Below are 19041 nucleotides of genomic sequence, written 5' to 3'. Positions count from 1 at the left end.
GAATGACCGCCGACCCCGATTGCATCTTCTGCAGGATCGTCAAGGGCGAGATCCCCTGCTTCCGCGTCTACGAGGATGACGACGTGCTGGGCTTCATGGACATCAATCCCTTCAACGAAGGCCATGCGCTCGCCATCCCGAAGGACCACCACCCCGATCTCGGCGCCATCCCGCCGGAGCTGGCGGGAAAGGTCGCGGCGGCGGCGGTGCGCATCGGCCGCGCGGTCGGCGAGGTGATCCGCCCCGACGGCATGAACCTGCTGCAGGCCAACGGGCCGGCCGCCGGCCAGAGCGTGTTCCACTTCCACATCCACATCTTCCCCCGCGTCGAGGGCGACAACGCGCACTTCAACTGGGAATACCGGCCCGGCGACATGGAGCGGATCGGCGCCCTGGCGGAGAAGATCGCCGCCGCGGTCCGCCGGGATTGACCGCCCCGCCCGCCGGTGTCGGTCGCGCATGAAATAGCGGCTGCCGGAATCCGACGCTGCGTCAGGGCGGGGCGGGCGCAAGCTGTATCCCGACATGGCAACAGCGAGGTGCGCCCGATGGACATGGCCTCCGCTCATCCGGCCCTGCCGGAACCGCTCGCCGGCGATCTCCGTCGGGTCGCCGACCCGCGCAACATCACAGCGGCGCTGCCCAACGCCGCCTATCTCGACCCGCTCTACGAAGCCGCGGAGCGGCGCGCCGTCTGGCAGGGCGGCTGGATCGCCGTCGGCTTCGAGGGCGACGCGCCCCGGCCCGGCGCGCTGTACCCGGCCGACATCGCCGGCCTGCCCCTGCTGCTGGCGCGTGGCCGCGACGGCGCGCTCAGGGTCTTCCACAACATCTGCCGTCATCGCGGCCTGAAACTGGTGGACCGGCCGACGCGCACGGGCTCGGTCATCCGCTGCCCCTACCACGCCTGGTGCTACCGCCTGGATGGCAGGCTGGACCGCACGCCCCATGTCGGCGGCGTGGGCGTCGACAGCCACGAGGCGGTTCGGCCCGGCGATCTCGGCCTGGTCGAGATCCGCTCGGCGAGCCGGTTCGGCGTCGTCTTCGCCGACCTCTCGGGCGCGGCCCCGGAGATCGACGACGTGCTGGCCCCGCTGGCGGCGCGCTGGACCGTGTTCGGCGGGCGGCCGTTCCATGCCGGCGGCGGCGACTCCGCCTTCGAGATCGAGGTGGCCTGCAACTGGAAGCTGGCGGTGGAGAACTATCTCGAGAGCTACCACCTCCCCTCGGTCCATCCCGGACTGAACAGCTATTCCCGCATCGAGGACCATGAACCGATCGTCGGCGAACCCGGCCACGCCGGACAGGTGAGCCTGGTCTATGCCCCGGCGCTCGATCTCGCCGGCGGCGGCCTGCCGCGGCTCGAAGGGCTGGGCCCGTGGTGGGACACGCGCGCCGAATACGTCGCGGTCTATCCCAACCTGCTCTACGGCCTGCACGCCGACCACTGGTACGGCATCGTGCTGGCGCCGCAGGACGGCGGAACCACGGTGGAGCGCGTCCGCATCGGCTATTTCGACGCCGAAACCGCCACCGGCGCCCGCCGCGCGCCCCTGCGGCAGGCCAACACCCGGCTGTGGCGCGAGGTCTTCGCCGAGGACGTCGAACCGGTGGAGCGCATGCAGGCCGGCCGCCGCTCGCCGGCCTTCGACGGCGGCGTGCTCACCCCGGTGCTGGAGACGACGACGCGGGACTTCCACCGCTGGACCGCAGAGCGCATGCTGAGCGCCTGAACGGGAGGGTCCGACGATGCTGGAACTGCGCCCCAACTGCGAATGCTGCGACCGCGACCTGCCGCCCGAAGCGGCGGACGCGGTGATATGCACCTATGAGTGCACCTTCTGCCGCGGCTGCGCCGAAGCGAAGCTGGGCGGCGTCTGCCCCAATTGCGGCGGCAATCTCGTCGCCCGGCCGATCCGTCCGCCGCACATGCTGGCGAAACACCCGGCTTCCACGAAACGCATCCTCAAGCCCGAAGGCTGCGCGGCCTGAAACGTGAAAGGCCCCGGGCTTGCGCCCGGGGCCTTCTGCGTTGCGCGGGTGTCAGCCGGTTCAGACCTTGCGGTGGTCGGGCGCGGCCTTCCAGAAGTACTTCTTGAAGCCGCGGCGCTCGTCCTCGACCTTGATGCGGAAGACCATGCGCAGCGGCATGCCGACCTCGACGTCGCCCTTGTCGACGTCCGTCAGGTCGGCCATCAGCCGCCCGCCGCCCTCGAAGGTGACCATGCCGAAATGGGTCGGCGGGTCCGGCGAGTAGGTCAGTCCGTCCGCGGTCCAGCTCTGCACGGTGCAGGGCACGTCGGCGAAGCGGTAGGGCTCCTGGCTCTTCCAGGCGCCGCAGTTCGGGTTCACGCAGATATGGGACTTCGGATACTGCACCGTGCCGCACTTGGTGCACTTGCCGCCGACGAAGCCCAGAACCATGTCGCGCTTGCGGTAGAGGGTGGTCAGCGCGGTCTGGGCGTCGACCTCGGCGCGGATGCCCTTGTCGCGGTCGATCAGGTCGTTGAAGGCGAGGTAGCGGTTGTAGTTGGTCTCCTCGCGCTTGCGCTTGAGAAAGCCCTCGACGCCGCCCAGGCTCGGCTTGAACTTCGTGATGGCGTCGGTGGCGCGGAACAGCATCAGGTCGCAGCCCTGGCCCCAGCCGATCACCAGGATGGTCTGGCCCGGCTTCGCGTTCTGCAGCGCCTTCGAGAGCATGATCAGCGCATGGGCCGCGCCGGCCTCGCCCATCACGGCGTGCAGGCTGTCCTGCACGGCCTCGTCCCTGATGCCGGCGCCCTTGGCGATCTTCTGGGCCACGCCGCGGATCAGCGCCGGCATGATCATCATGTCGATGTCGCCGCCGGCGACGCCGGTCTTGTCCAGCAGGGCCTGCACCGCCGGGGGCACGATCTTGAAATAGCCCTCGTCGCGGATCCAGCGCTCCTCCCAGTTGTAGTCGTAGGACCGGTTCTGGCCGCGGTAATGGTCGACGAAGTCCGTGGAGATCTGATGCGAACCGAGATATTCGGCGACCACGTTGTCACTGCCCAGCAGCAGCGCCGCGGCGCCGTCGCCCATCTGCAGTTCCTGCGCGCCCGACGCCGCGGTCTCGCGGGTATCGGCGGCGACGTAGAGCACCTGGCCGTCGCGCCCCTCGACGTTCTCCAGCGCCTCGATCAGGCCCGAGGTGCCGGCGCGCTGCGACGAGGTCATGTCGACGGTCCGCAGGTTCTCGCCGAGCTGCAGCGCCGTCGCCGCAACGGTCGCGTTCTGGCGGTCCGCGAAGGGCATGGTGGTGGACGCGAAGTACAGCGCGCGCAGATCGGACGGGGCCGTCTCGCCCAGGCAGTCCCGGGCCGCCTCGACCGCCATGGTCAGGCTGTCCTCGTCCCAGTTGCACATGGACCGCTCGCCCTTCGCCAGTCCCGCCAGCGCCGGGTTGAACCAGCCATTCGCCTCAACGACCGCCTTGCGCTGCAGCCGAAGCCGCGGCACGTAGCCGCCAAATCCGGTAATTCCAGCCATATCGCCCTCTGTCGGTGTCTCCCCCAACGCGCGGACGCGCGTTTCGGCCAATAAAGCCCAAGGTCCGCCGCGCCGCAAGGGCCGGCGGGGTCGCACCTGCCATGAGCCGCGCGTGCGTGAGGCGCTTGACGACAAACCGCGCGGACGTTAGAACCCGCGGCCTGCCGAGCAAGCCACTGCCCCGTTCGTCTAGTGGCCCAGGACGCCAGCCTCTCACGCTGGAAACAGGGGTTCGATTCCCCTACGGGGTACCATCCGGCATCGCAATCCGGCCCGTCTGCGCCTTGGCGCGTGACCCGGATCGCCAATCGATTGGCTTGCCCTCCCCTTTCGCCCTCGCCTGTCCGGATCACCGGCGCGCCGCCTTGACGCACCCTGGCGAAGGAATAGTCCTGCAGCGCCGCTGAATCCCCGGCTTCCGCGCATCGAAAGAACGAGGACAGGCGGCCCCGGGTTGCAGACTACCACAGCCGATCTACCTTCTCCGCGTTAGTCCTCTTCAATTCCGCCAACGAGGTAACACTTCCTTTTTATCGGAGAGTGAAACAGGGCCGACGGGTCGCTCCGAACAGTAGTGTAGGAAGCAGTAATCCGGAGCGGGCCGCCGCGCCGGGGGGAGGTAACCGAAATGCCGACGGATGCCACGATCATCGCCAGAGATGCCCTTTTGCGCGAGGGCCTGAAGAGCATGCTCAAGGACTCGGAGTTCTCGATCGTGGAGGAGCTTCCCGAAATAAGCGACAGCCCGCCGAACGAGAATGACGGGACCGCCCTGGTGCTGTTCGATGCGGCGAGCTGCGAGGACGTGGCCGCCGGCCTGCATATGGCGCGCACGCGCTTTCCCGGCGCCTTCGTCGCCGTGGTCAGCGACTCGCGGGAGGCGGCGACCTTCCGCACCTGCATCGGCGCCGGGGCCGACGGCTATCTGGTGCGCGACGTCTCGCGCGAGGCGCTGCTGCAATCGCTGCGCCTGATCATGCTGGGGGAGCGGGTCCTGCCGACCAGCCTGGCCGCGGAGGCCATCAGCGACGGCATGGCCCCGGCGCTGGACCGCGGCGCCGAACTCGGCGCCTTCGGGCTCACCGAGCGCGAACAGACCGTGCTGCGTCATCTGGTGGACGGGGATTCGAACAAGGAGATCGCCCGCCGCCTCGGCGTGACCGAGGCGACGGTGAAGATTCACATGAAGGGGCTGCTCAGGAAGCTGCGCCTGACCAACCGCACCCAGGCGGCGGTCTGGGCGATCGAACAGGGCATCGCGCCGGTGGAGCCGGCCGACGGGGACTGAGGCCGCCGGTCCCGCAGCCCCGCGCCGTCAGCGTGGCTGCGGCGACGCCCCCGAGGCGCCCATGGAGGCAGCCTGACGGGTCCAGGTATCGATGGCGCCGCGGCCCCCGGCCGCGCCGGCGCCCGGGCTGACCAGGCTGACCCAGTTGTTCACCGTATCGCCGGTCTCGCCGCCGACGGGCGAGGTGACCACGAAGGCGCCGCTGGCGCCGCCGCCGGCGAAATGGGCGTTGAAGCCGCCGACGCCGAACGAGAAACCGTCGGCGCCAAACGAGATACCGCCTGTCGGGATCAGGGGGGCCGCCTGTTCGCGGACGATGGCGACGCCGTCGGGTCCGCGCTCCACCTCGAGCAGCCGCCCGTCGGAGCCCCGGAGCAGGTTGTCGGGCGTCACGCCGCGGAGCTGCTGGTCGAGAATGGCCTGACGGTGGGCGAAGCTCACCGCCTGATTGCCGCCGCGGAAGTTGAAATTCTCGCGGATGGGCTGGGCTTCGGCGGCGGCCACCACGGCGACCGACGCGAAGCCGGCCGCGGCGAGGGGTATCAGCCGCGATAGTCCGTGTCTCTGAAACTGGCGGGTCTGCATTGGTTCTTCCTCCACCTTTCCGACGCTGATACCTGAATGTGGTGGCGCGCGGCGGCGCATTGCAACGCCTAACCGGGCCTCTACCCCCAATGCGCCGCGTCCGCGAGACGATGCGCGCCCTCCTCCGGCGCCGCTTGCCGGGCGCGCGCCAGGAACACTGCCGCCTCGGTGCGGTTGCGCAGGTTGAGCCGGCCCAGCACCCGGCGCACCAGCCCCTTGGCGACGGCGTCGGTCAGGCCGAGTTCGCGGCCGATGGCGCGGTTGGTCGAACCACGGGCCAGCGCCTCCAGCACGCCCCGCTCGCGCGGATCCATCTCCTTCAGGGTGGCGCGGCGCAGGCTGAACAGGTCCAGCCCGCCTTCGGCGCCCGAAGGCACCACGCCATAGCCGAGCCGCGTCAGCCGCAACGCATCCGCCAGCCGCGCAGGGCCGAGATCGGCGAACAGCCAGGCTTCGCCCAGCTTCATCGCAGGCGCGCCGTCCAGCAGTTCGTCCAGGGCCACCACCACGACCAGCCGCGCGCCGCGCAGCAGGCCGAACAGCCTGAGCGTCTCGCCGCGCGGCAGGTTCCAGAAGGTGGCGTGCCAGACCAGCACGTCGGCGTTGGCGAAGTCGTGACGCTCCATCAGGCCGGCAAGTTCGTCCAGGCCGCCTGCCCGCGTCACCGGCATGCCCTCGGCGCCCCGCAGGTCGCTGGCGATCCGCCGCAGCCGGTCGCGGCCCTCGTCATAGACGACCACCGGTCGCGCCGGTTCCCGCACAATCGAATCCCGGCCGGTCATCGGACCCGGCTGCCCGGCAACCCCGCAATCGGCGCCGGTCCTTTCCATGCTGTTCCCGACGCTCCCAATACGTCCTCTTTCTCTCGATCCGCGTTATAGCGGTTGAATTTCCCAGAGCTGTTCGCGCCCATCGTACGAAAACACCCACGCCACGCAATCAATCGGCCGGATTAGATCTTTGGTTTTATTTATTACCCAGATTGTCTTTCGGCACTGTACTGAAGTGGTAGCCCCTTTTTTGCATCATGGTACCCCTTTGATTTCTTTCATTCCCGCCCCCCAGCCCCGAAACTCCTCACAGATCGAACACGGCGACCGCCGCCGCCCGAGGCCGGCGGCGCGACCAAAGGGACAGGTGGGATGCGAAACAACAAGCAGAACAAGCGGTCCAGGCGGCTGGGCCAGGTCTCGACCATCGCGGCGGCGGCCCTCATCGCGGCGGCCTGCGAAGGTCACATCGAACACGGCGAGGACGGTGTGGACCCCGTCTTCAGCTTTCCGGTGACCAGCAACGAGACCCCCTACACCCAGTGCCTGGCCGGGCTTTCCCGGCAGAACGGCGACAACCTGCCGATCTTCGCGGTCGGCGAGGTGGCCGACAAATCGGGCCAGATCGACCTGCAGACCGGCAGCCGCGCCCTCAGCCAGGGCGTCTCCGAGATGGTGATCAGCGCGCTGGGCCGCACCGGCAAGGTGCGCATGGTCGAACGTCTCGACCTGCGCATCCCGCTGGCCGAAATGAAGCTGGCCCAGGGCGGCCAGCTGGAACGCGACATCGATGATTACGAACTGCCGGCGAGCGACTTCATCGTCGCCGGCGCGCTGACCGAACTGAACCACAACATCGCCAGCGGCGGTGTGCGCGCCTCGGTCAAGGGCGTGGGCGGTTCGGCCCGCTCCGTGGTCATCAATGTCGCCCTGGATCTCCGGGTGATCAACTCGCGGAACTTCACGGTGCCCTACACCCTCAGCCTGCAGAAGCAGATCTACGGCTACGAGGTGCAGGCCAACATCTTCCGCTTCTTCGGTGATCACCTGGTCGAGTTCGACGCCGGGCAGATCGAAAACGAACCTCTCCAGCTCGGCGTCAGGTCTGTCGTGGAAATGGCGGTTTACCGCGTCATGACGGACTTCCTCGGTCTCGAGCCGGACGCGCAGTGCCGTCTGGTCCGGACCGATCACATGGGAGAGGAACTATAAACCGAACCGTCCAACAAGGAGGACGCAATGTTTAGGAAACAGTGGCTCTATGCCGGTACGGCAGCGGCGGCTCTGGGCTTCGGCCTTGCCGCGACCGGTCCCGCCCAGGCTTTCGAGAACGTGAACTGGAGCTGGGACAAGAACGTGCTGGAGACCGTCGACATCGACGTCGACATCACCTCCGAGATGTCCCCGGTCGGCCTGACCGAGGTCGAGAAGCTGCAGGTCGCCATCGGCAACCAGACGGCTACCGCGACGCTCGGCACCTTCAACAACGCCCCGCCCGCGGAAGGCGGCACCGTTGACGGCACCGTCACCTTCGAAGGCTCCTACTTCGATGATGACGACCTCGGCGATGAAGCGTTCGACGAGGCGTTCGCGCTGAACGGCGATCAGAGCACCGAGCAGACCTTCAGCAGCGATCTCGACAACAACCAGGTCGAGACCGGCGGCGACTTCGAGGGCGGCACCGTGACCGTCGAGGGCGGCGTCAACGAGGGCTCCGACGTCCTCACCGACGGCGACCAGGGCGCGACCCGCTTCGTGCTGAACGTCGAGGATCTCGAGGTGGCGCCGGATCAGGCCATCGACGCGACGACCGAACTGCCGGTGGTCGAGGTCGCGGCCACGGCGCTGTCGAACTCAGAGACCATCGAGAGCGAGACCGCCACGACCATTCACGAAGGCCAGTTCGCCTTCGGTGGTTTCTCCGGTGAAGCCGGCGCCGATGGTTCGAACCTCGACGACGTCGAGGACGCGAACACCCACATCGCCGCGCTGGACCAGCTCCTGAACGCCGGCGGCTCGGGCGCCATCACGCCCGCGCAGGTCTCGGCCGTCGCTTCGGCCGACGCCATCGCCAACGGCCAGGCCGACATCAACGCCCAGGCCATCGCCAACAACCACTCGATCGACGTGAACGCGGCGAGCGGGGACGATGGCGTGCTGGTCGCGGACCTGACCCAGGGTGCGTTCGCGGACTCGGTGGCCACCGCGTCGCTGAACTCGAGCACGGTTGAGAACTACACCAACCTGCGCGAGATCGGCACCGACGGCATCGCGCCGGTCGCCAATGTGAGCGCGACCGCCGCGGGCAACGTTTCCGACATCAATGTCGGTTTCGACAGCGGCGAGTAAGCCGACTGGCCCAACCGGAAACCGGGGCGGGGCGACCCGCCCCGGCTTTCCATTCCTAGCTTCGGAGCGGATGACGATGACCAGAACAATGAATTACCGCCTGGCCGTGATCGGAACGGCCGCGCTGGCCGCCGGCGCCGTGCTGCTGGCCATGCCCCTGGCCCAGGCGCAGAACATCGAGAACAACTGGACGCCCACGCCGAAGAACCGCACCTCGGTCGCTGCCATGATCAAGCAGGCCGAGGAAGGCGTCTTCGAGGAGCAGGCCAATCCGACCCGGGTGACCACCGGTTCCGGCCAGGGCGTCGTGCTCTGCGGCGGCGGCGGCGAGGACAAGACCGCGGCCACCAGCAACCTCTCCTGCGTGGTCGTGGGCGAGGGCGCCAACGCCAGCATCAATCTCGGCCAGGAAAGCGACGGCGATCAGACCGCCGACACCGACGAGAACGCCGAGACCGACAACGTGATCGACGACGTCGGGCAGCTGCTGAACAGCCAGAACTAGGACGCCTTTCCGATTTCACGGGGAGCGCGCCGACACCGGCCTCCCCCGGCCCGGGCCATCGATCGGTCCGACGCCGGGCGGAGGCCGACGCGATTCGGATCCCTCGCCGACCGTCTTCTTTCCGAGCGTGCGTCCGCCGGACTCTACGCCGAAGGCGCGGCAGAGGTCCGGCGACAGGCATGAAAAAGGGCCGGCGCCGCCATCGCGGCCCGGCCCTTCGTCGTTGCCCCGGCATTGGCGGCCCGTCAGCCCCGCATCTCACCGAGCAGCAGGTAGAACAGGGTCACCTGGGTCGGGGCGCCGGTGGCGTCCAGGCCGTCCACGGCGGACTGGAACTGCTCGATCGCCCCCTGGGTGTTGGGGCCGAAGCTGCCGTCGATGGCGCCATTGTAGGCGCCCATGTCCTGCAGCCGGCGCTGCATCTGCGCGATCGTCGCCTTGTGCATGACGTAGTTCTGTCCGGCGACGCTGAACTGCTGCGTCGGCGAGTTGCTGTCGAGACGGTGCTCGGACAGCCCCTGAGCGACGGCGCCTGTCATGGCCGCCAGCCTGGCGTCGCTGTCACCCTGGCAGCTTTCCTCGATCAGGGTGGCGATGAGCTCCGTCGACTGCCACGGCGTCAGATCGAACGTGTCCGGCATGTGGCGGTTGGAAGCGGTCAGATAGCCCTGGATCCAGCCCTGGGTCATGGCGTACTCGCGGCTGTTCTTGTTCTGACGCATCTGGATGAACTTCTGGCAGCTCACCTGCCCGGCGCCCTTCACTGCGAAACGGCCCTGGCCGTCGGCGGCCGTGGCCGGGGTAGCGGCGGCCGCCATGACGGCGGCGGACGCGATCGCGATTGCTGTCCGTTTCATTCTTCTTCTCCTTTGCTGTCGGCGGCGCGGGGTCCGGCGGCCCCGGCCCAGCGCCAGTCGTCGTCCCGGTCCGGCCGGCCGCGGGCGACATGGCCCGACACGGGCGTCACCGCCTGCGCCGCCGGAGCGTCGCCGCCGTCGCAGACCAGCATCGGCCGCGGCGCGTCCATTCCCGGCAGGCACACGAATTCATGGCGGCAGCCGGGTTCGCTGCCGGTATTCGCCGCCGGCGGGGGGACGCTGTCGAGCTGACGCTGACAGGACGGATCGACCTTGCGGTCGCTCTCCGCCAGCGCCTCGCGCACCGCCGCCGTTTCCGCCAGAGGTTTCATGCGCGGATTGGCGGGGCCGCTCGAGGACGAGCCGCCGCCGGCCACCATGTCCACCACGCTCACGGCAGTGCCCACCGCGCCGAGGGCCGTACAGCCCCCGACGAGCCACAGGCACATGAGGCTCGCGCTCAACCGGCACAGGGTTCTCATGGCGCGAAAGATAGCGATACCCGCCGCCACATCGAATGGGGGAGAAGTACTAGCCCCTCCGAGATGCGCCTCCCGCGATCGGCGGTACGAGCGGACGGCAGGGTTTCTCCGGCGGAACCGGTCGAGCTACGATGAAGCCAGCGGCGCTCCCGCCGCGCAACGGATGACCGCTTGAGAACCGCGCTCGCCATACTGGCCCTCGCGGCCCTGCTCCTTCCGCCGCCCGGCGCGGCGGCTCGGGAAGACGCGCGCCGCGCGGTCGACGTGGAGATCTGTCTCGCCGTCGACGGCTCCGGCTCCATCGACGCGGACGAGTTCGCCTTCCAGCGGGAAGCCTACGCCCAGGCCATCGCCGACCGCCGCGTGCTCGACATCATCGCTTCGGGCTACGAGGGCGGCATCGCCATCGCCATGATGGAGTGGGGCGGCGCCGACAGCATGAACCCGGTGACGGACTGGCATTTCATCGGCGGTCCGGAGACCGCGGCGGACTTCGCGGGGCGCATCCGCGCCGCGCCCCGGCGCGCCGTGGGCTGGAACTCGATCTCCAACGCCATCGCCTTCTGCCATGCGTGGATCCAGGAGAACGCCTACGACGGCCACCGCAAGGTGATCGATGTCTCGGGCGACGCCGGCCAGTATGGCGGCATGCCGCTGGGGGCCGCGCGCGACGCGGCAGTGGCCGACGGCATCGTCATCAACGCCCTGGCGCTGAACTACCGCTCGGGCGGCATGACCGGGCCCGGCGGCATGGCCCTGCTGGAGCATTTCCGGCGCGACGTGATCGGCGGGCCGTGGTCCTTCGCCCTGCCGGTCGACAGCCCCGGCGGATTCCGGGAGGCTCTGGTGCGCAAGCTGATCCTGGAGATCGCACAGCGCGAAGCGCCGGCCCCGGCGGGCGGCTGAACGCCGGCTTGACCCCGACACTTTGCCGGCGTTCCCTCCCGGAGGGGGAGGACGCGCATTGCCTGTATCGCAGCATCGTGCCGCGGCTTCCGGCGGCCTGACGGCGGCCGGGCTTGCCTTCGGCCTGCTCGCCCTGACGGGCTGGAGCGGCTATGTGATCATCGCCCGCCACGGCGCGCTCGCCGGCTTCGGCCCCTTCGACCTCGCGGTGGCGCGGCTGGCGCCGGCGGGAATCATTTTCCTGCCGCTGCTGGTCCGCGCCGGACTCCGGGATCTGGGGGGCATCGGCTGGGCGCGCGGGCTGGTGCTGGCCTGTTTCGGCGGACCGGCCTTCGGCTTTCTCATGGCCGGCGGCTTCAGCCTCGCGCCGGTGACCCACGGCGCCGTGATCGGCCCGGCCACGCTGACCCTGGCGACCACGCTGCTGGCGGTGGTCTTCGCGGGCGAGCGGCCGGGTGCCCGGCGGATTGCAGGTCTGGCGCTGATCACCGCCGGCATCGGTCTCGTCGGAGCCGGCGCGCTCCGCACCGACCTGACCGGGCTCATATTGCTGGGCGATCTCTGTTTCATCGCCGCCAATACGTGCTTCGCGGTCTTTGCCATCCTGCTCCGGCTCTGGGCCGTGCCGGCGTTGAAGGGCGCGGCGGTGGTGACGGTCCTGTCGGCGGCGATGATGCTGCCGGTCTATCTCCTGCTGGCCGACGCGGACCGCCTTGCCGCCATCGGCTGGGACCAGTTCGCGCTGCAGTGGCTGGGCCAGGGCGTCTTCGCCGGCTGCATCGCGACGGCAGCCTTCATGGCCTGCGTGGCGCGGCTGGGGCCTTCGCGGGCCGCCGTGTTTCCTTCGGCGGTGCCGGCGGCCGGCGTCCTGCTCGGCGCGCCGCTGCTGGGCGAGTTCCCGTCCGCGGTCCAGTGGGGCGGCGTCGCCGTCACCACCGCCGGCCTCGTGCTCGCCATCGGCTTGCTGGACCGCCGGCAGTGATGCGCCGCCGCGGCCGGGCGTCAGGCGCCGGTCGGCGGGCTGGGCCGGTTCTCCCGCTTCCAGCGCCGGTCATCCTCGGTATCCGGCTTCGGCGGCCGGTAGCCCTGGATCGACCAGAAATCGAAAGGCGTCTCGTCGATGTGGAACTCCCAGTCCAGCCCGCGGTCACGGATGAAGGGCGCCAGCGCCTCTTCGCAGCGGCCGATCCACCAGGTGCGCAGCTCCTCCGTCGGCAGGCTTCGCGCAATATGGTCGACCCAGATGCGGACGAAGTTGTCGCGCGGCTCGCCGCCGATGAAGAAGCTGTCCGGACCGACTGCCTGAAACACCACGCCGACATAGAATTCCGGCAGGCGGTCATATGTGGCGGTGATGCGGCGGGCCAGCTCCTGGCGGTCCTCGGCGGTGAAGGCGTCCTCGGGGTGGTAGATCTTCCAGAGCGGCATCGGGCTTCTCCTGCGGCTGCGGGCGGCGGCTTCATGCCGTCGTCATTTTGATGATATACATCATTAATAATGCAAAAATGGCCCGCGGCAAGCCGCAGGCAGCGCTTTTCCTCCGACCGCCGACGGGTTATTGATGATAAACGTCCGCAATACACGGATTGTTGCGCAGGAGGAACGTCATGCGGATCAGCCGCGAGGAGGCGCAGAGAAACCGGGAGCGGATACGGAAGGTCTCGGGCGAGCTGTTCCGGGAACGCGGCTTCGACGGCGTCGCCGTCAGCGACCTGATGAAGGCCGCAGGCCTGACCCATGGCGGCTTCTACAACCATTTCCCCTCCAAGTCGGCGCTGGCGGCGGCGGCGCTGGAGGACGCCTTCCGCCGCATGGCCGCCGAACGCGCCGGCGCGCGCAGCCTGGACGAACTGCTCCGGGGCTATCTCGCGCGCGAGGCCCGCGAGGCCCCCGCCCGCGCCTGTCCCGCCCCGTCGCTGGCCGCGGAGACGGCGCGCGGGGCGCCGGAGGTGCGGCAGGCCTTCGCCGAGGGTCTGGAAGAGCTGATCGGCACGGTGGAACGGCTGCTCCCGGAGAACGGCGACGGGGAGGAACGCCGCCGCCGCGCCGCCGGGATCGTCGCCCGGATGGCCGGCGCGATGATGCTGTCGCGCGCCGTGCCCGACGAGCATCCGCTGGCCGACGAGCTGCTCGCGGCCGGCTGGCCGGAAGGGCGTGGCGATGGAGGGTGAGCGCCTGACCGGACCGCCACCTGGCGCCCTGCGCTCGCCGGCGGAAGCGGCGATCCCGCTGCTGTTTCTCAGCGCTGCGCTGATCTCGCAATATGCCGGCGCGGCCTTCGCCAAGACCCTGTTCCCGCTGGTCGGCGCCGACGGCGTCACCGCGCTCCGCATCGGCCTCTCGGCGCTGTTCCTGGCCCTGATCTGGCGGCCCTGGCGGGCCCGGCTCGACCGCCGCGCCATCCGCTCGGTCGCCGCCTATGGCGTGATGCTGGGGGCGATGAACTTCTCCATCTACCGCGCCATGGAGCTGATCCCGATCGGCATCGCCGTCGCCATCGAGGTCACGGGGCCGCTGGTCGTGGCGCTCGCGGGCTGCCGGCGTATCGTCGACCTGCTCTGGGTCGCGCTGGCGGTCACGGGCCTCACGATCCTGCTGCCGATCGAGACCGGGCCGGGCGCGCTCGACCCTGTCGGCATCGCCTGGGCGGGCGCCGCGGCCGGCTGCTGGGCGCTCTACATCGTCTTCGGCAAGCGCGCCTCGGTGCTGCCGGCCGGGCAGGCGGTGACCTGGGGCATGCTGGCGGCCGCGCTGTTCGTCGCGCCCATCGGCGCGGTCAATGCCGGCGCCGTCCTGCTGGATGCGGAGATCCTGGCGATCGGCGCGGCGGTGGCCGTGCTCTCCAGCGTCGTGCCCTACCTGCTGGAGATGCTGACGCTGCGGCGCGTGTCGGGCAGCGTCTTCGGCCTCGTGATCAGCGGCGCGCCGGCGGTCGCCGCGCTGGTCGGCTTCGTGCTGCTGGACGAGCGGCTGGACTGGACGCAATGGACCGCCATCGGCTGCATCGTCTCAGCCTCCGCCGGCAGCACCTTCGGTGGGCGAAAGGAAACCGTCTGACCCCTTGCAGGCCCGGCGAGATCGCTCACATTCCCGCAATGTGCGCCGTGCTAGTCTCCGCCGTCACCCGAGCCCCGAGGACAGCCCCATGGACATCGCCCGTCATTTCGCCGCTGACTACGCCGATGCGCGCGCGAAGTTCCGCGCCGCCGCAGAGGCCGCCGGCGCCCGGCTGGAGCGCCACGTCAACCCCGCGGCCAGCCCCGCCGGCGTCGAACTGACGACCGATGTGGCGGTGCTGGGCGATCCGGCGGCGGAGAAGATGCTGCTGACCTTTTCCGGCACGCACGGGGCGGAAGGCTTCTGCGGCTCGGGGGTGCAGACCGCCTGGCTCGCCGAGGGCCTCTGGCGGGAGGTTCCCGCCGACACGGCGCAGGTCCATGTGCACGCCATCAACCCCTACGGCTTCGCCGCGCTGTCCCGGACGACCGAGGACAATATCGACCTCAACCGCAATTTCGTCGATCACGCCGACCCGCCGGCCAACCCGCGCTATCGCGAGGTGCAGCCGATCCTCTGCCCCGAAAGCTGGGACGACAGCACGCTGGCCCGCATCAGGGCCGGCGTTGACGACTACGTCGCGCGCGAGGGCTTCTGGACGTTCCGGGAGGCGGCGACCGCCGGCCAGTACGAGGACCCGCAGGGCATCTTCTACGGCGGCCGGGGGCCGAGCTGGTCCCGGCGCACGGTGGAAGCGATCGTGCGCGGCCGCTGCGCCGGACTGAAGCACCTCGCCGTCATCGACTACCACACCGGCCTCGGCCCGCGCGGCTTCGGCGAGCGCATCGTCGACCACCGTCCCGGCACGCCCGGCCATGACCGCGCCATGGCCTGGTACGAGGGCGACGCCGCCTCGCCCCATCTCGGCACCTCGGCCTCGGCGAAGCTGACGGGGCAGATGCTGGACGCCGTCGAGGCGATGCTGCCGGCGGCGGACGTCACCGCCATTGCGCTGGAGTACGGCACCCAGCCCGAGGACAAGGTGATCGGCGCGCTGGTCTCCGACAACTGGCTGCGCCATCACGGCGATCCCGGCAGCGCCCGCGGCCGGGAGATCAAGCGCGCCGTGCGCGACGCCTTCTACCAGGACGCCCGCGACTGGAAGGCAATGATCTGGGAGCGCGCGCTGGCGACCCAGCGTCTCGCCTTGAAAGGCCTCGCGGCCTGACCCATTCTCAACGCCGGCGCTGCGCCGCCGCACCTGGAGGGGACCGGATATGGCCGAGATCATGGGACTGCTGTCCGACCCGAGCGCGTGGGCGTCGCTGGCGACCCTGACCGCGCTCGAGGTGGTGCTCGGCATCGACAATCTCGTCTTCCTGTCCATCGTCACCGCCAAGCTGAAGCCGGAGCAGCAGCCGCTGGCGCAGCGCATCGGCCTGAGTCTCGCCCTCGGCATGCGCATCGCACTGCTGTTCGCCATCGTCTGGATCGCGCGCCTGACGACGCCGATCTTCGAGGTCTTCGACCATGTGGTGAGCTGGCGCGACCTGATCATGCTGGGCGGCGGGCTGTTCCTGCTGGTCAAGGGCACGATGGAGATCCATCACTCGGTCGAGGGCGAGGAGGCGACCTCCCGGCCCGGCAGCACAGGCTTCGCCATGGCCATCGTGCAGATCGTGGCGCTGGACGCCGTGTTTTCTCTGGATTCGGTGATTACCGCCGTCGGCATGACCGACGAGCTGCCGATCATGATCGCGGCCGTGGTCATCGCCATCGCGGTGATGATGTTCGCCGCCAGGCCGGTCTCCGACTTCATCAAGCGTCATCCGACGACCAAGATGCTGGCGCTGAGTTTCCTGCTGCTGGTAGGCATGGCGCTGATCGCCGACGGGCTGCATTTCCACATCCCGCGGGGCTATCTCTACTTCGCCATCGCCTTCTCGATCCTGGTGGAAGTGCTGAACCTGCTGGCCAGGCGCAAGCGCGGCGGGGCGGAGACCCCGGTACGCGGCGGCTGAGGAGGGCGCTCTAAGCGCCCAGGGCTTCGGCCACGGCCTCGACCAGTTCCTCGTCGTCGAAGGGCTTGTAGAGCACGCGGATCGCGCCATAGAGATCGGCCACGGCGGTGACGTTCTCCAGCGTGGCGTCGGGGCCGCCGCCGGAAATGACGATCACCGGCATTTCGGGCCAGTTTTCCGTTATCGCCTTCATGACATCCAGTCCGCCCCTCTTCGGCATCCAGATGTCGAGCACGAGGACGTCGAAGGCGCTGTCGCCGAGACTCGCCAGCGCGGCCTCGCCATCCCCCGTCAGCACGGCCTCGTGCCCGGCCTGGCGGAGCACCAGGTCCAGCGCCTCGCGCATTTCCGGCACGTCTTCGGCGACAAGTATCCTGGCCAAGTCCCCTTATCCCCCTCGCCCGTCAGCTCCCGTCCGCGGCCGGCAGCAGGATGATCACGCTGGCGCCGCGGCCGGGGGCCGATTCGACCTCGATGAGGCCGCCCCACCGGTGGATGATACCATAGACCACGGACAGGCCGAGTCCGGTTCCCTTGCCCGGTTCCTTGGTGGTGAAGAAGGGCTCGAAGATGCGGTCCAGCACCTCCCGGCTCATGCCCGGGCCGTCGTCGCTGACCGCGATGCGGGCGTAGCGGCCGGCGGCGGCGCCCGGGCGCGCGCCCTCGGTCAGGTCCACCGCCGAAAGCTGCACGCGCACGATGCCCCGGTCGGCCATGGCGTCGGCGGCGTTGGTCAGCAGGTTGAGCAGCACCTGGGTGAACTCGGTCTCGTTCACCGTTGCCACGATCTCCTCGTCGGGCAGATCGAGCTCGATCTCGACGCCCCTGAGCGGCAGGTCGCGGGAAAAGGCCACCGAATCCGCCACCAGCGCGCCGAGCGGGGCCGGGGCCATCTGTCCCTCGCTGCCGCGCGCGAAGCTGAGCATCTCGCGGACGATGTCGCGGGCCTTGTCGGCGCATTCGCGCACCCGGGCCAGGTAGCGGTCGCGGTCCGCGGCGTCCCCGGCCGCGGCGGCGGCGCGCGCGAAGGTGCGGATGGGGTGGAGCAGGTTGTTGATCTCGTGGGCGACGCCGCCGGCGAGCTGGCCCACGGCCTCCAGCTTCTGCACCCGCTGCAGATGGCGGTCGACTTCCGCCTGACGTCGCTCCATGCGCCAGCGTTCGGTTTCGTCCAGCACCAGCAGCAGCCGGCCGATGCCGGGCAGCGGCGTGGAGCGCGCATGCAGGCGCGCCACCGCGCCGTCGCGGCGGCGCAGTTCGAAGGCCGGGTAAACCACCGGGCGCGGGCGGCCGGCGGCGTGGGCCCGGTCCTCCTCGTCGCTCAGGGTCCGGACCTCCTGCGGCAGATCCAGAACGTCCTTCCAGCGGCGGCCAAGAAGATCCTCGTCGCGCCCGACGCCGAACAGCTCGGCCAGCCGGGGCGAGACCGCGAAGATGCCGCCGGCGTGGTCCTCGACGCAGAAACCGATGCCCGCGGCGTCGATGGCGTCCAGGATGGCGCGGGTGCGGCTCTCGCGCGCCCGGCTTTCCTCGCGCGCGGCGTACTGTTCGCTCTGGTCCACCAGGCTGATCACCCGCCCGCCCCCGAGGGAGGGCGCAAGGCGCACGGCGAGGTGCAGCCGGCGGCCGTCGGGGCGCAGCCATTCGACATCGCCCAGTTCCCCGCCCGCCGCGCCCGCGTCGAGCGCGCCCAGCGCGGCCTCCAGGTCCGCCCGGCCACCCGGCCCCTGCAGGTCGACCCAGCGCCGGCCCAGCACTTCGGCCTCCGAGCGGTGCCCCGTCAGGGACAGCAGGGCGGGACGGGCCATGGTGACGCGGCCCGCCGCGTCGATGGCGCCGATGCCGACGCCGGAGCGGTCGAGCGCATCGAAGACGCCGCGCAGCCGGGCCTCGGCCCGCGCCCTTTCCCGCTCGGCCAGCACCCGTTCCGTGACATCGCGCGTGATGCCGACGACGCCGCTGACCGCGCCGTCCGGTCCGAATTCCGGCAGGGCCTCGACGACCACCGCCAGCGGCCGGCCGTTGCGTTCGATCAACGCGGTCTCATGAGACAGACGCGCGCCGTCGGCGACAAGGCGATCCAGGCCCTGGCGCAGCGCTTCCCTGTCCGCGCGACCGAACTGGGCCAGCACGTCGTCCACGGGAAGGTCCCTGTCGAGACGGACATCGCCCAGCAACTGGAAGATTCCGCGGATCGGCCGGAAGCGGCGATCGGGCAGATCGATGCGCCAGGCGCCGAAGCGGCCGGCGCGCTCGAAAAGGTCGATCAGCCGCTCGCTGTCGGTCCCCGGCTCAGGCGTCACGGTCTTCCGCGTCGTCATTCTGGCTTTCACCCTCCCTCAGGGCCGTGGACAGCCGCGTCAGCGCGCGCCCCAGACCCCCCGCATCCGCGTCCGGCAACTCCTCGATGGCCCGCGCCAGGCGGTGGATCGGATCCTGTTGCAGCATATGCCGCCCCGCTGCGGTCAGCGAGACGATCGAGGCGCGGCCGTCCGCCGGATCCTTCACTGCGTCGACCAGTCCGTGACGGCGCAGCGCGCCGACGGTGCGCGACGCCGGCCCCAGCGTGACCCCCAGATAGCGCGCCAGCCCGGCGACCGAGCGGGCCGAGCGGTTGGCGCGGGCGAAGAACCGCAGCGCCGACCATTGCACGGGATGCAGGCCGCCGGCGCCGCGCTGGTCATAGACATGCCGCGCGGTCTGCTCCAGCAGGTTCGCCAGTGCGATGGCGGGTCGGCCCGGCGGATCGGCGTTTGTGTTCATCGTCACGA

General features: G+C 69.9%; 22 protein-coding genes and 1 tRNA gene. 14 read left to right on the top strand and 9 right to left on the bottom strand.

From position 1 onward, the window contains the following. Positions 1-2: 2 nt before the first annotated feature. The 3 genes from CWC60_RS21165 (at position 3) to CWC60_RS21155 (ending at position 1992) form a co-directional block, all read left to right on the top strand. The gene (locus CWC60_RS21165) at positions 3-431 is read left to right on the top strand and encodes an HIT family protein (RefSeq protein ID WP_109795916.1); all 429 of its coding nucleotides are present in this window, start codon (positions 3-5) and stop codon (positions 429-431) included. A 117-nt stretch (positions 432-548) separates the two neighbouring features. Then, the gene (locus CWC60_RS21160) at positions 549-1733 is read left to right on the top strand and encodes an aromatic ring-hydroxylating oxygenase subunit alpha (protein ID WP_206420083.1); all 1185 of its coding nucleotides are present in this window, start codon (positions 549-551) and stop codon (positions 1731-1733) included. 16 nt (positions 1734-1749) lie between these two features. Then, on the top strand, positions 1750-1992 hold the full coding sequence (locus CWC60_RS21155) for a DUF1272 domain-containing protein (RefSeq protein WP_109795915.1): 243 nt from the start codon (positions 1750-1752) through the stop codon (positions 1990-1992). 60 nt (positions 1993-2052) lie between these two features. Here CWC60_RS21155 and CWC60_RS21150 read toward each other — a convergent pair whose 3' ends face one another. After that, positions 2053-3510: a hydroxymethylglutaryl-CoA synthase family protein gene (locus CWC60_RS21150; protein WP_109795914.1), complete on the bottom strand. Its 1458-nt coding sequence runs from the start codon at positions 3508-3510 to the stop codon at positions 2053-2055. A gap of 178 nt (positions 3511-3688) precedes the next feature. Between CWC60_RS21150 and CWC60_RS21145 the strand changes: the two genes are divergently transcribed. Beyond that, positions 3689-3764 (top strand) — tRNA-Glu (locus CWC60_RS21145). Between the two features lie 374 nt (positions 3765-4138). Next, the gene (locus CWC60_RS21140) at positions 4139-4798 is read left to right on the top strand and encodes a response regulator transcription factor (RefSeq protein ID WP_109795913.1); all 660 of its coding nucleotides are present in this window, start codon (positions 4139-4141) and stop codon (positions 4796-4798) included. A gap of 27 nt (positions 4799-4825) precedes the next feature. Here CWC60_RS21140 and CWC60_RS21135 read toward each other — a convergent pair whose 3' ends face one another. Both CWC60_RS21135 and CWC60_RS21130 read right to left on the bottom strand, forming a co-directional pair. Further along, positions 4826-5383, bottom strand: coding sequence for a hypothetical protein (locus tag CWC60_RS21135; protein WP_109795912.1), 558 nt, complete (start codon positions 5381-5383; stop codon positions 4826-4828). Positions 5384-5463: 80 nt separating this feature from the next. Next, positions 5464-6165 carry a LuxR C-terminal-related transcriptional regulator gene (locus CWC60_RS21130; RefSeq protein WP_109795911.1) on the bottom strand — a complete coding sequence of 234 codons (702 nt, stop codon included), beginning with the start codon at positions 6163-6165 and terminating at the stop codon, positions 5464-5466. Positions 6166-6525: 360 nt separating this feature from the next. Here CWC60_RS21130 and CWC60_RS21125 point away from each other — a divergent pair, with 360 nt between their 5' ends. The 3 genes from CWC60_RS21125 (at position 6526) to CWC60_RS21115 (ending at position 9007) form a co-directional block, all read left to right on the top strand. Further along, positions 6526-7365, top strand: coding sequence for a CsgG/HfaB family protein (locus CWC60_RS21125; RefSeq protein WP_109795910.1), 840 nt, complete (start codon positions 6526-6528; stop codon positions 7363-7365). 27 nt (positions 7366-7392) lie between these two features. Beyond that, positions 7393-8502 carry a hypothetical protein gene (locus tag CWC60_RS21120; protein WP_109795909.1) on the top strand — a complete coding sequence of 370 codons (1110 nt, stop codon included), beginning with the start codon at positions 7393-7395 and terminating at the stop codon, positions 8500-8502. Between the two features lie 76 nt (positions 8503-8578). After that, positions 8579-9007: a hypothetical protein gene (locus CWC60_RS21115; protein WP_125182850.1), complete on the top strand. Its 429-nt coding sequence runs from the start codon at positions 8579-8581 to the stop codon at positions 9005-9007. A gap of 245 nt (positions 9008-9252) precedes the next feature. Here CWC60_RS21115 and CWC60_RS21110 read toward each other — a convergent pair whose 3' ends face one another. Beyond that, positions 9253-9864: a peptidoglycan-binding domain-containing protein gene (locus CWC60_RS21110; RefSeq protein ID WP_109795907.1), complete on the bottom strand. Its 612-nt coding sequence runs from the start codon at positions 9862-9864 to the stop codon at positions 9253-9255. After that, positions 9861-10328 (bottom strand): hypothetical protein, encoded by a 468-nt coding sequence (locus CWC60_RS21105; RefSeq protein WP_125182849.1) that lies wholly within the window; start codon positions 10326-10328, stop codon positions 9861-9863. Before CWC60_RS21105 ends, CWC60_RS21110 begins: the two co-directional genes overlap by 4 nt. A 189-nt stretch (positions 10329-10517) precedes the next feature. Here CWC60_RS21105 and CWC60_RS21100 point away from each other — a divergent pair, with 189 nt between their 5' ends. Then, entirely contained in the window at positions 10518-11252 is a 735-nt protein-coding gene (locus tag CWC60_RS21100; RefSeq protein ID WP_109795905.1) for a DUF1194 domain-containing protein, read from the top strand. 58 nt (positions 11253-11310) lie between these two features. Continuing rightward, on the top strand, positions 11311-12234 hold the full coding sequence (locus CWC60_RS21095; RefSeq protein WP_164516672.1) for a DMT family transporter: 924 nt from the start codon (positions 11311-11313) through the stop codon (positions 12232-12234). A 20-nt stretch (positions 12235-12254) separates the two neighbouring features. Here the strand turns inward: CWC60_RS21095 and CWC60_RS21090 are convergent, their stop codons facing one another. Continuing rightward, positions 12255-12680 carry a tautomerase family protein gene (locus CWC60_RS21090; RefSeq protein ID WP_109795903.1) on the bottom strand — a complete coding sequence of 142 codons (426 nt, stop codon included), beginning with the start codon at positions 12678-12680 and terminating at the stop codon, positions 12255-12257. A gap of 179 nt (positions 12681-12859) precedes the next feature. Between CWC60_RS21090 and CWC60_RS21085 the strand changes: the two genes are divergently transcribed. The 4 genes from CWC60_RS21085 to CWC60_RS21070 all read left to right on the top strand — a co-directional run bounded on the left by CWC60_RS21085 (position 12860) and on the right by CWC60_RS21070 (position 16270). Further along, positions 12860-13423, top strand: coding sequence for a TetR/AcrR family transcriptional regulator (locus CWC60_RS21085; RefSeq protein ID WP_109795902.1), 564 nt, complete (start codon positions 12860-12862; stop codon positions 13421-13423). Continuing rightward, a complete protein-coding gene (locus CWC60_RS21080; RefSeq protein WP_109795901.1) occupies positions 13413-14309 on the top strand; it encodes an EamA family transporter in 897 nt (298 codons plus the stop codon). The genes CWC60_RS21085 and CWC60_RS21080 overlap by 11 nt, the downstream gene beginning before the upstream one ends. Before the next feature lie 88 nt (positions 14310-14397). Then, positions 14398-15477, top strand: a complete 1080-nt coding sequence (locus tag CWC60_RS21075; RefSeq protein WP_109795900.1) for a M14 family metallopeptidase — start codon at positions 14398-14400, stop codon at positions 15475-15477. Between the two features lie 49 nt (positions 15478-15526). Further along, positions 15527-16270: a TerC family protein gene (locus tag CWC60_RS21070; RefSeq protein WP_109795899.1), complete on the top strand. Its 744-nt coding sequence runs from the start codon at positions 15527-15529 to the stop codon at positions 16268-16270. Positions 16271-16280: 10 nt separating this feature from the next. Here the strand turns inward: CWC60_RS21070 and CWC60_RS21065 are convergent, their stop codons facing one another. The 3 genes from CWC60_RS21065 to CWC60_RS21055 are packed head-to-tail and all read right to left on the bottom strand — an operon-like array spanning position 16281 to position 19033. Beyond that, positions 16281-16652, bottom strand: coding sequence for a response regulator (locus CWC60_RS21065; protein ID WP_109796373.1), 372 nt, complete (start codon positions 16650-16652; stop codon positions 16281-16283). Positions 16653-16674: 22 nt separating this feature from the next. Next, the gene (locus CWC60_RS21060; protein ID WP_109795897.1) at positions 16675-18591 is read right to left on the bottom strand and encodes an ATP-binding protein; all 1917 of its coding nucleotides are present in this window, start codon (positions 18589-18591) and stop codon (positions 16675-16677) included. Continuing rightward, positions 18563-19033, bottom strand: a complete 471-nt coding sequence (locus CWC60_RS21055) for a MarR family winged helix-turn-helix transcriptional regulator (protein ID WP_109795896.1) — start codon at positions 19031-19033, stop codon at positions 18563-18565. Before CWC60_RS21055 ends, CWC60_RS21060 begins: the two co-directional genes overlap by 29 nt. Between the last annotated feature and the right edge of the window lie 8 nt (positions 19034-19041).

The organism is Minwuia thermotolerans (assembly GCF_002924445.1).
GTDB classification, from domain to species: Bacteria; Pseudomonadota; Alphaproteobacteria; order Minwuiales; family Minwuiaceae; genus Minwuia; species Minwuia thermotolerans.
Note: the sequence above shows the minus strand (reverse complement) of the source record. Positions and strands in the feature narration are given on the sequence as shown.

Coding starts and splice junctions, on each gene's coding strand:
- CWC60_RS21165 (WP_109795916.1), top strand. CDS start 3: ATGACCGCCGACCCCGATTGCATCTTCTGCAGGATCGTCAAGGGCGAG.
- CWC60_RS21160 (WP_206420083.1), top strand. CDS start 549: ATGGACATGGCCTCCGCTCATCCGGCCCTGCCGGAACCGCTCGCCGGC.
- CWC60_RS21155 (WP_109795915.1), top strand. CDS start 1,750: ATGCTGGAACTGCGCCCCAACTGCGAATGCTGCGACCGCGACCTGCCG.
- CWC60_RS21150 (WP_109795914.1), bottom strand. CDS start 3,510: ATGGCTGGAATTACCGGATTTGGCGGCTACGTGCCGCGGCTTCGGCTG.
- CWC60_RS21140 (WP_109795913.1), top strand. CDS start 4,139: ATGCCGACGGATGCCACGATCATCGCCAGAGATGCCCTTTTGCGCGAG.
- CWC60_RS21135 (WP_109795912.1), bottom strand. CDS start 5,383: ATGCAGACCCGCCAGTTTCAGAGACACGGACTATCGCGGCTGATACCC.
- CWC60_RS21130 (WP_109795911.1), bottom strand. CDS start 6,165: ATGACCGGCCGGGATTCGATTGTGCGGGAACCGGCGCGACCGGTGGTC.
- CWC60_RS21125 (WP_109795910.1), top strand. CDS start 6,526: ATGCGAAACAACAAGCAGAACAAGCGGTCCAGGCGGCTGGGCCAGGTC.
- CWC60_RS21120 (WP_109795909.1), top strand. CDS start 7,393: ATGTTTAGGAAACAGTGGCTCTATGCCGGTACGGCAGCGGCGGCTCTG.
- CWC60_RS21115 (WP_125182850.1), top strand. CDS start 8,579: ATGACCAGAACAATGAATTACCGCCTGGCCGTGATCGGAACGGCCGCG.
- CWC60_RS21110 (WP_109795907.1), bottom strand. CDS start 9,864: ATGAAACGGACAGCAATCGCGATCGCGTCCGCCGCCGTCATGGCGGCC.
- CWC60_RS21090 (WP_109795903.1), bottom strand. CDS start 12,680: ATGCCGCTCTGGAAGATCTACCACCCCGAGGACGCCTTCACCGCCGAG.
- CWC60_RS21085 (WP_109795902.1), top strand. CDS start 12,860: ATGCGGATCAGCCGCGAGGAGGCGCAGAGAAACCGGGAGCGGATACGG.
- CWC60_RS21080 (WP_109795901.1), top strand. CDS start 13,413: ATGGAGGGTGAGCGCCTGACCGGACCGCCACCTGGCGCCCTGCGCTCG.
- CWC60_RS21075 (WP_109795900.1), top strand. CDS start 14,398: ATGGACATCGCCCGTCATTTCGCCGCTGACTACGCCGATGCGCGCGCG.
- CWC60_RS21070 (WP_109795899.1), top strand. CDS start 15,527: ATGGCCGAGATCATGGGACTGCTGTCCGACCCGAGCGCGTGGGCGTCG.
- CWC60_RS21060 (WP_109795897.1), bottom strand. CDS start 18,591: ATGACGACGCGGAAGACCGTGACGCCTGAGCCGGGGACCGACAGCGAG.
- CWC60_RS21055 (WP_109795896.1), bottom strand. CDS start 19,033: ATGAACACAAACGCCGATCCGCCGGGCCGACCCGCCATCGCACTGGCG.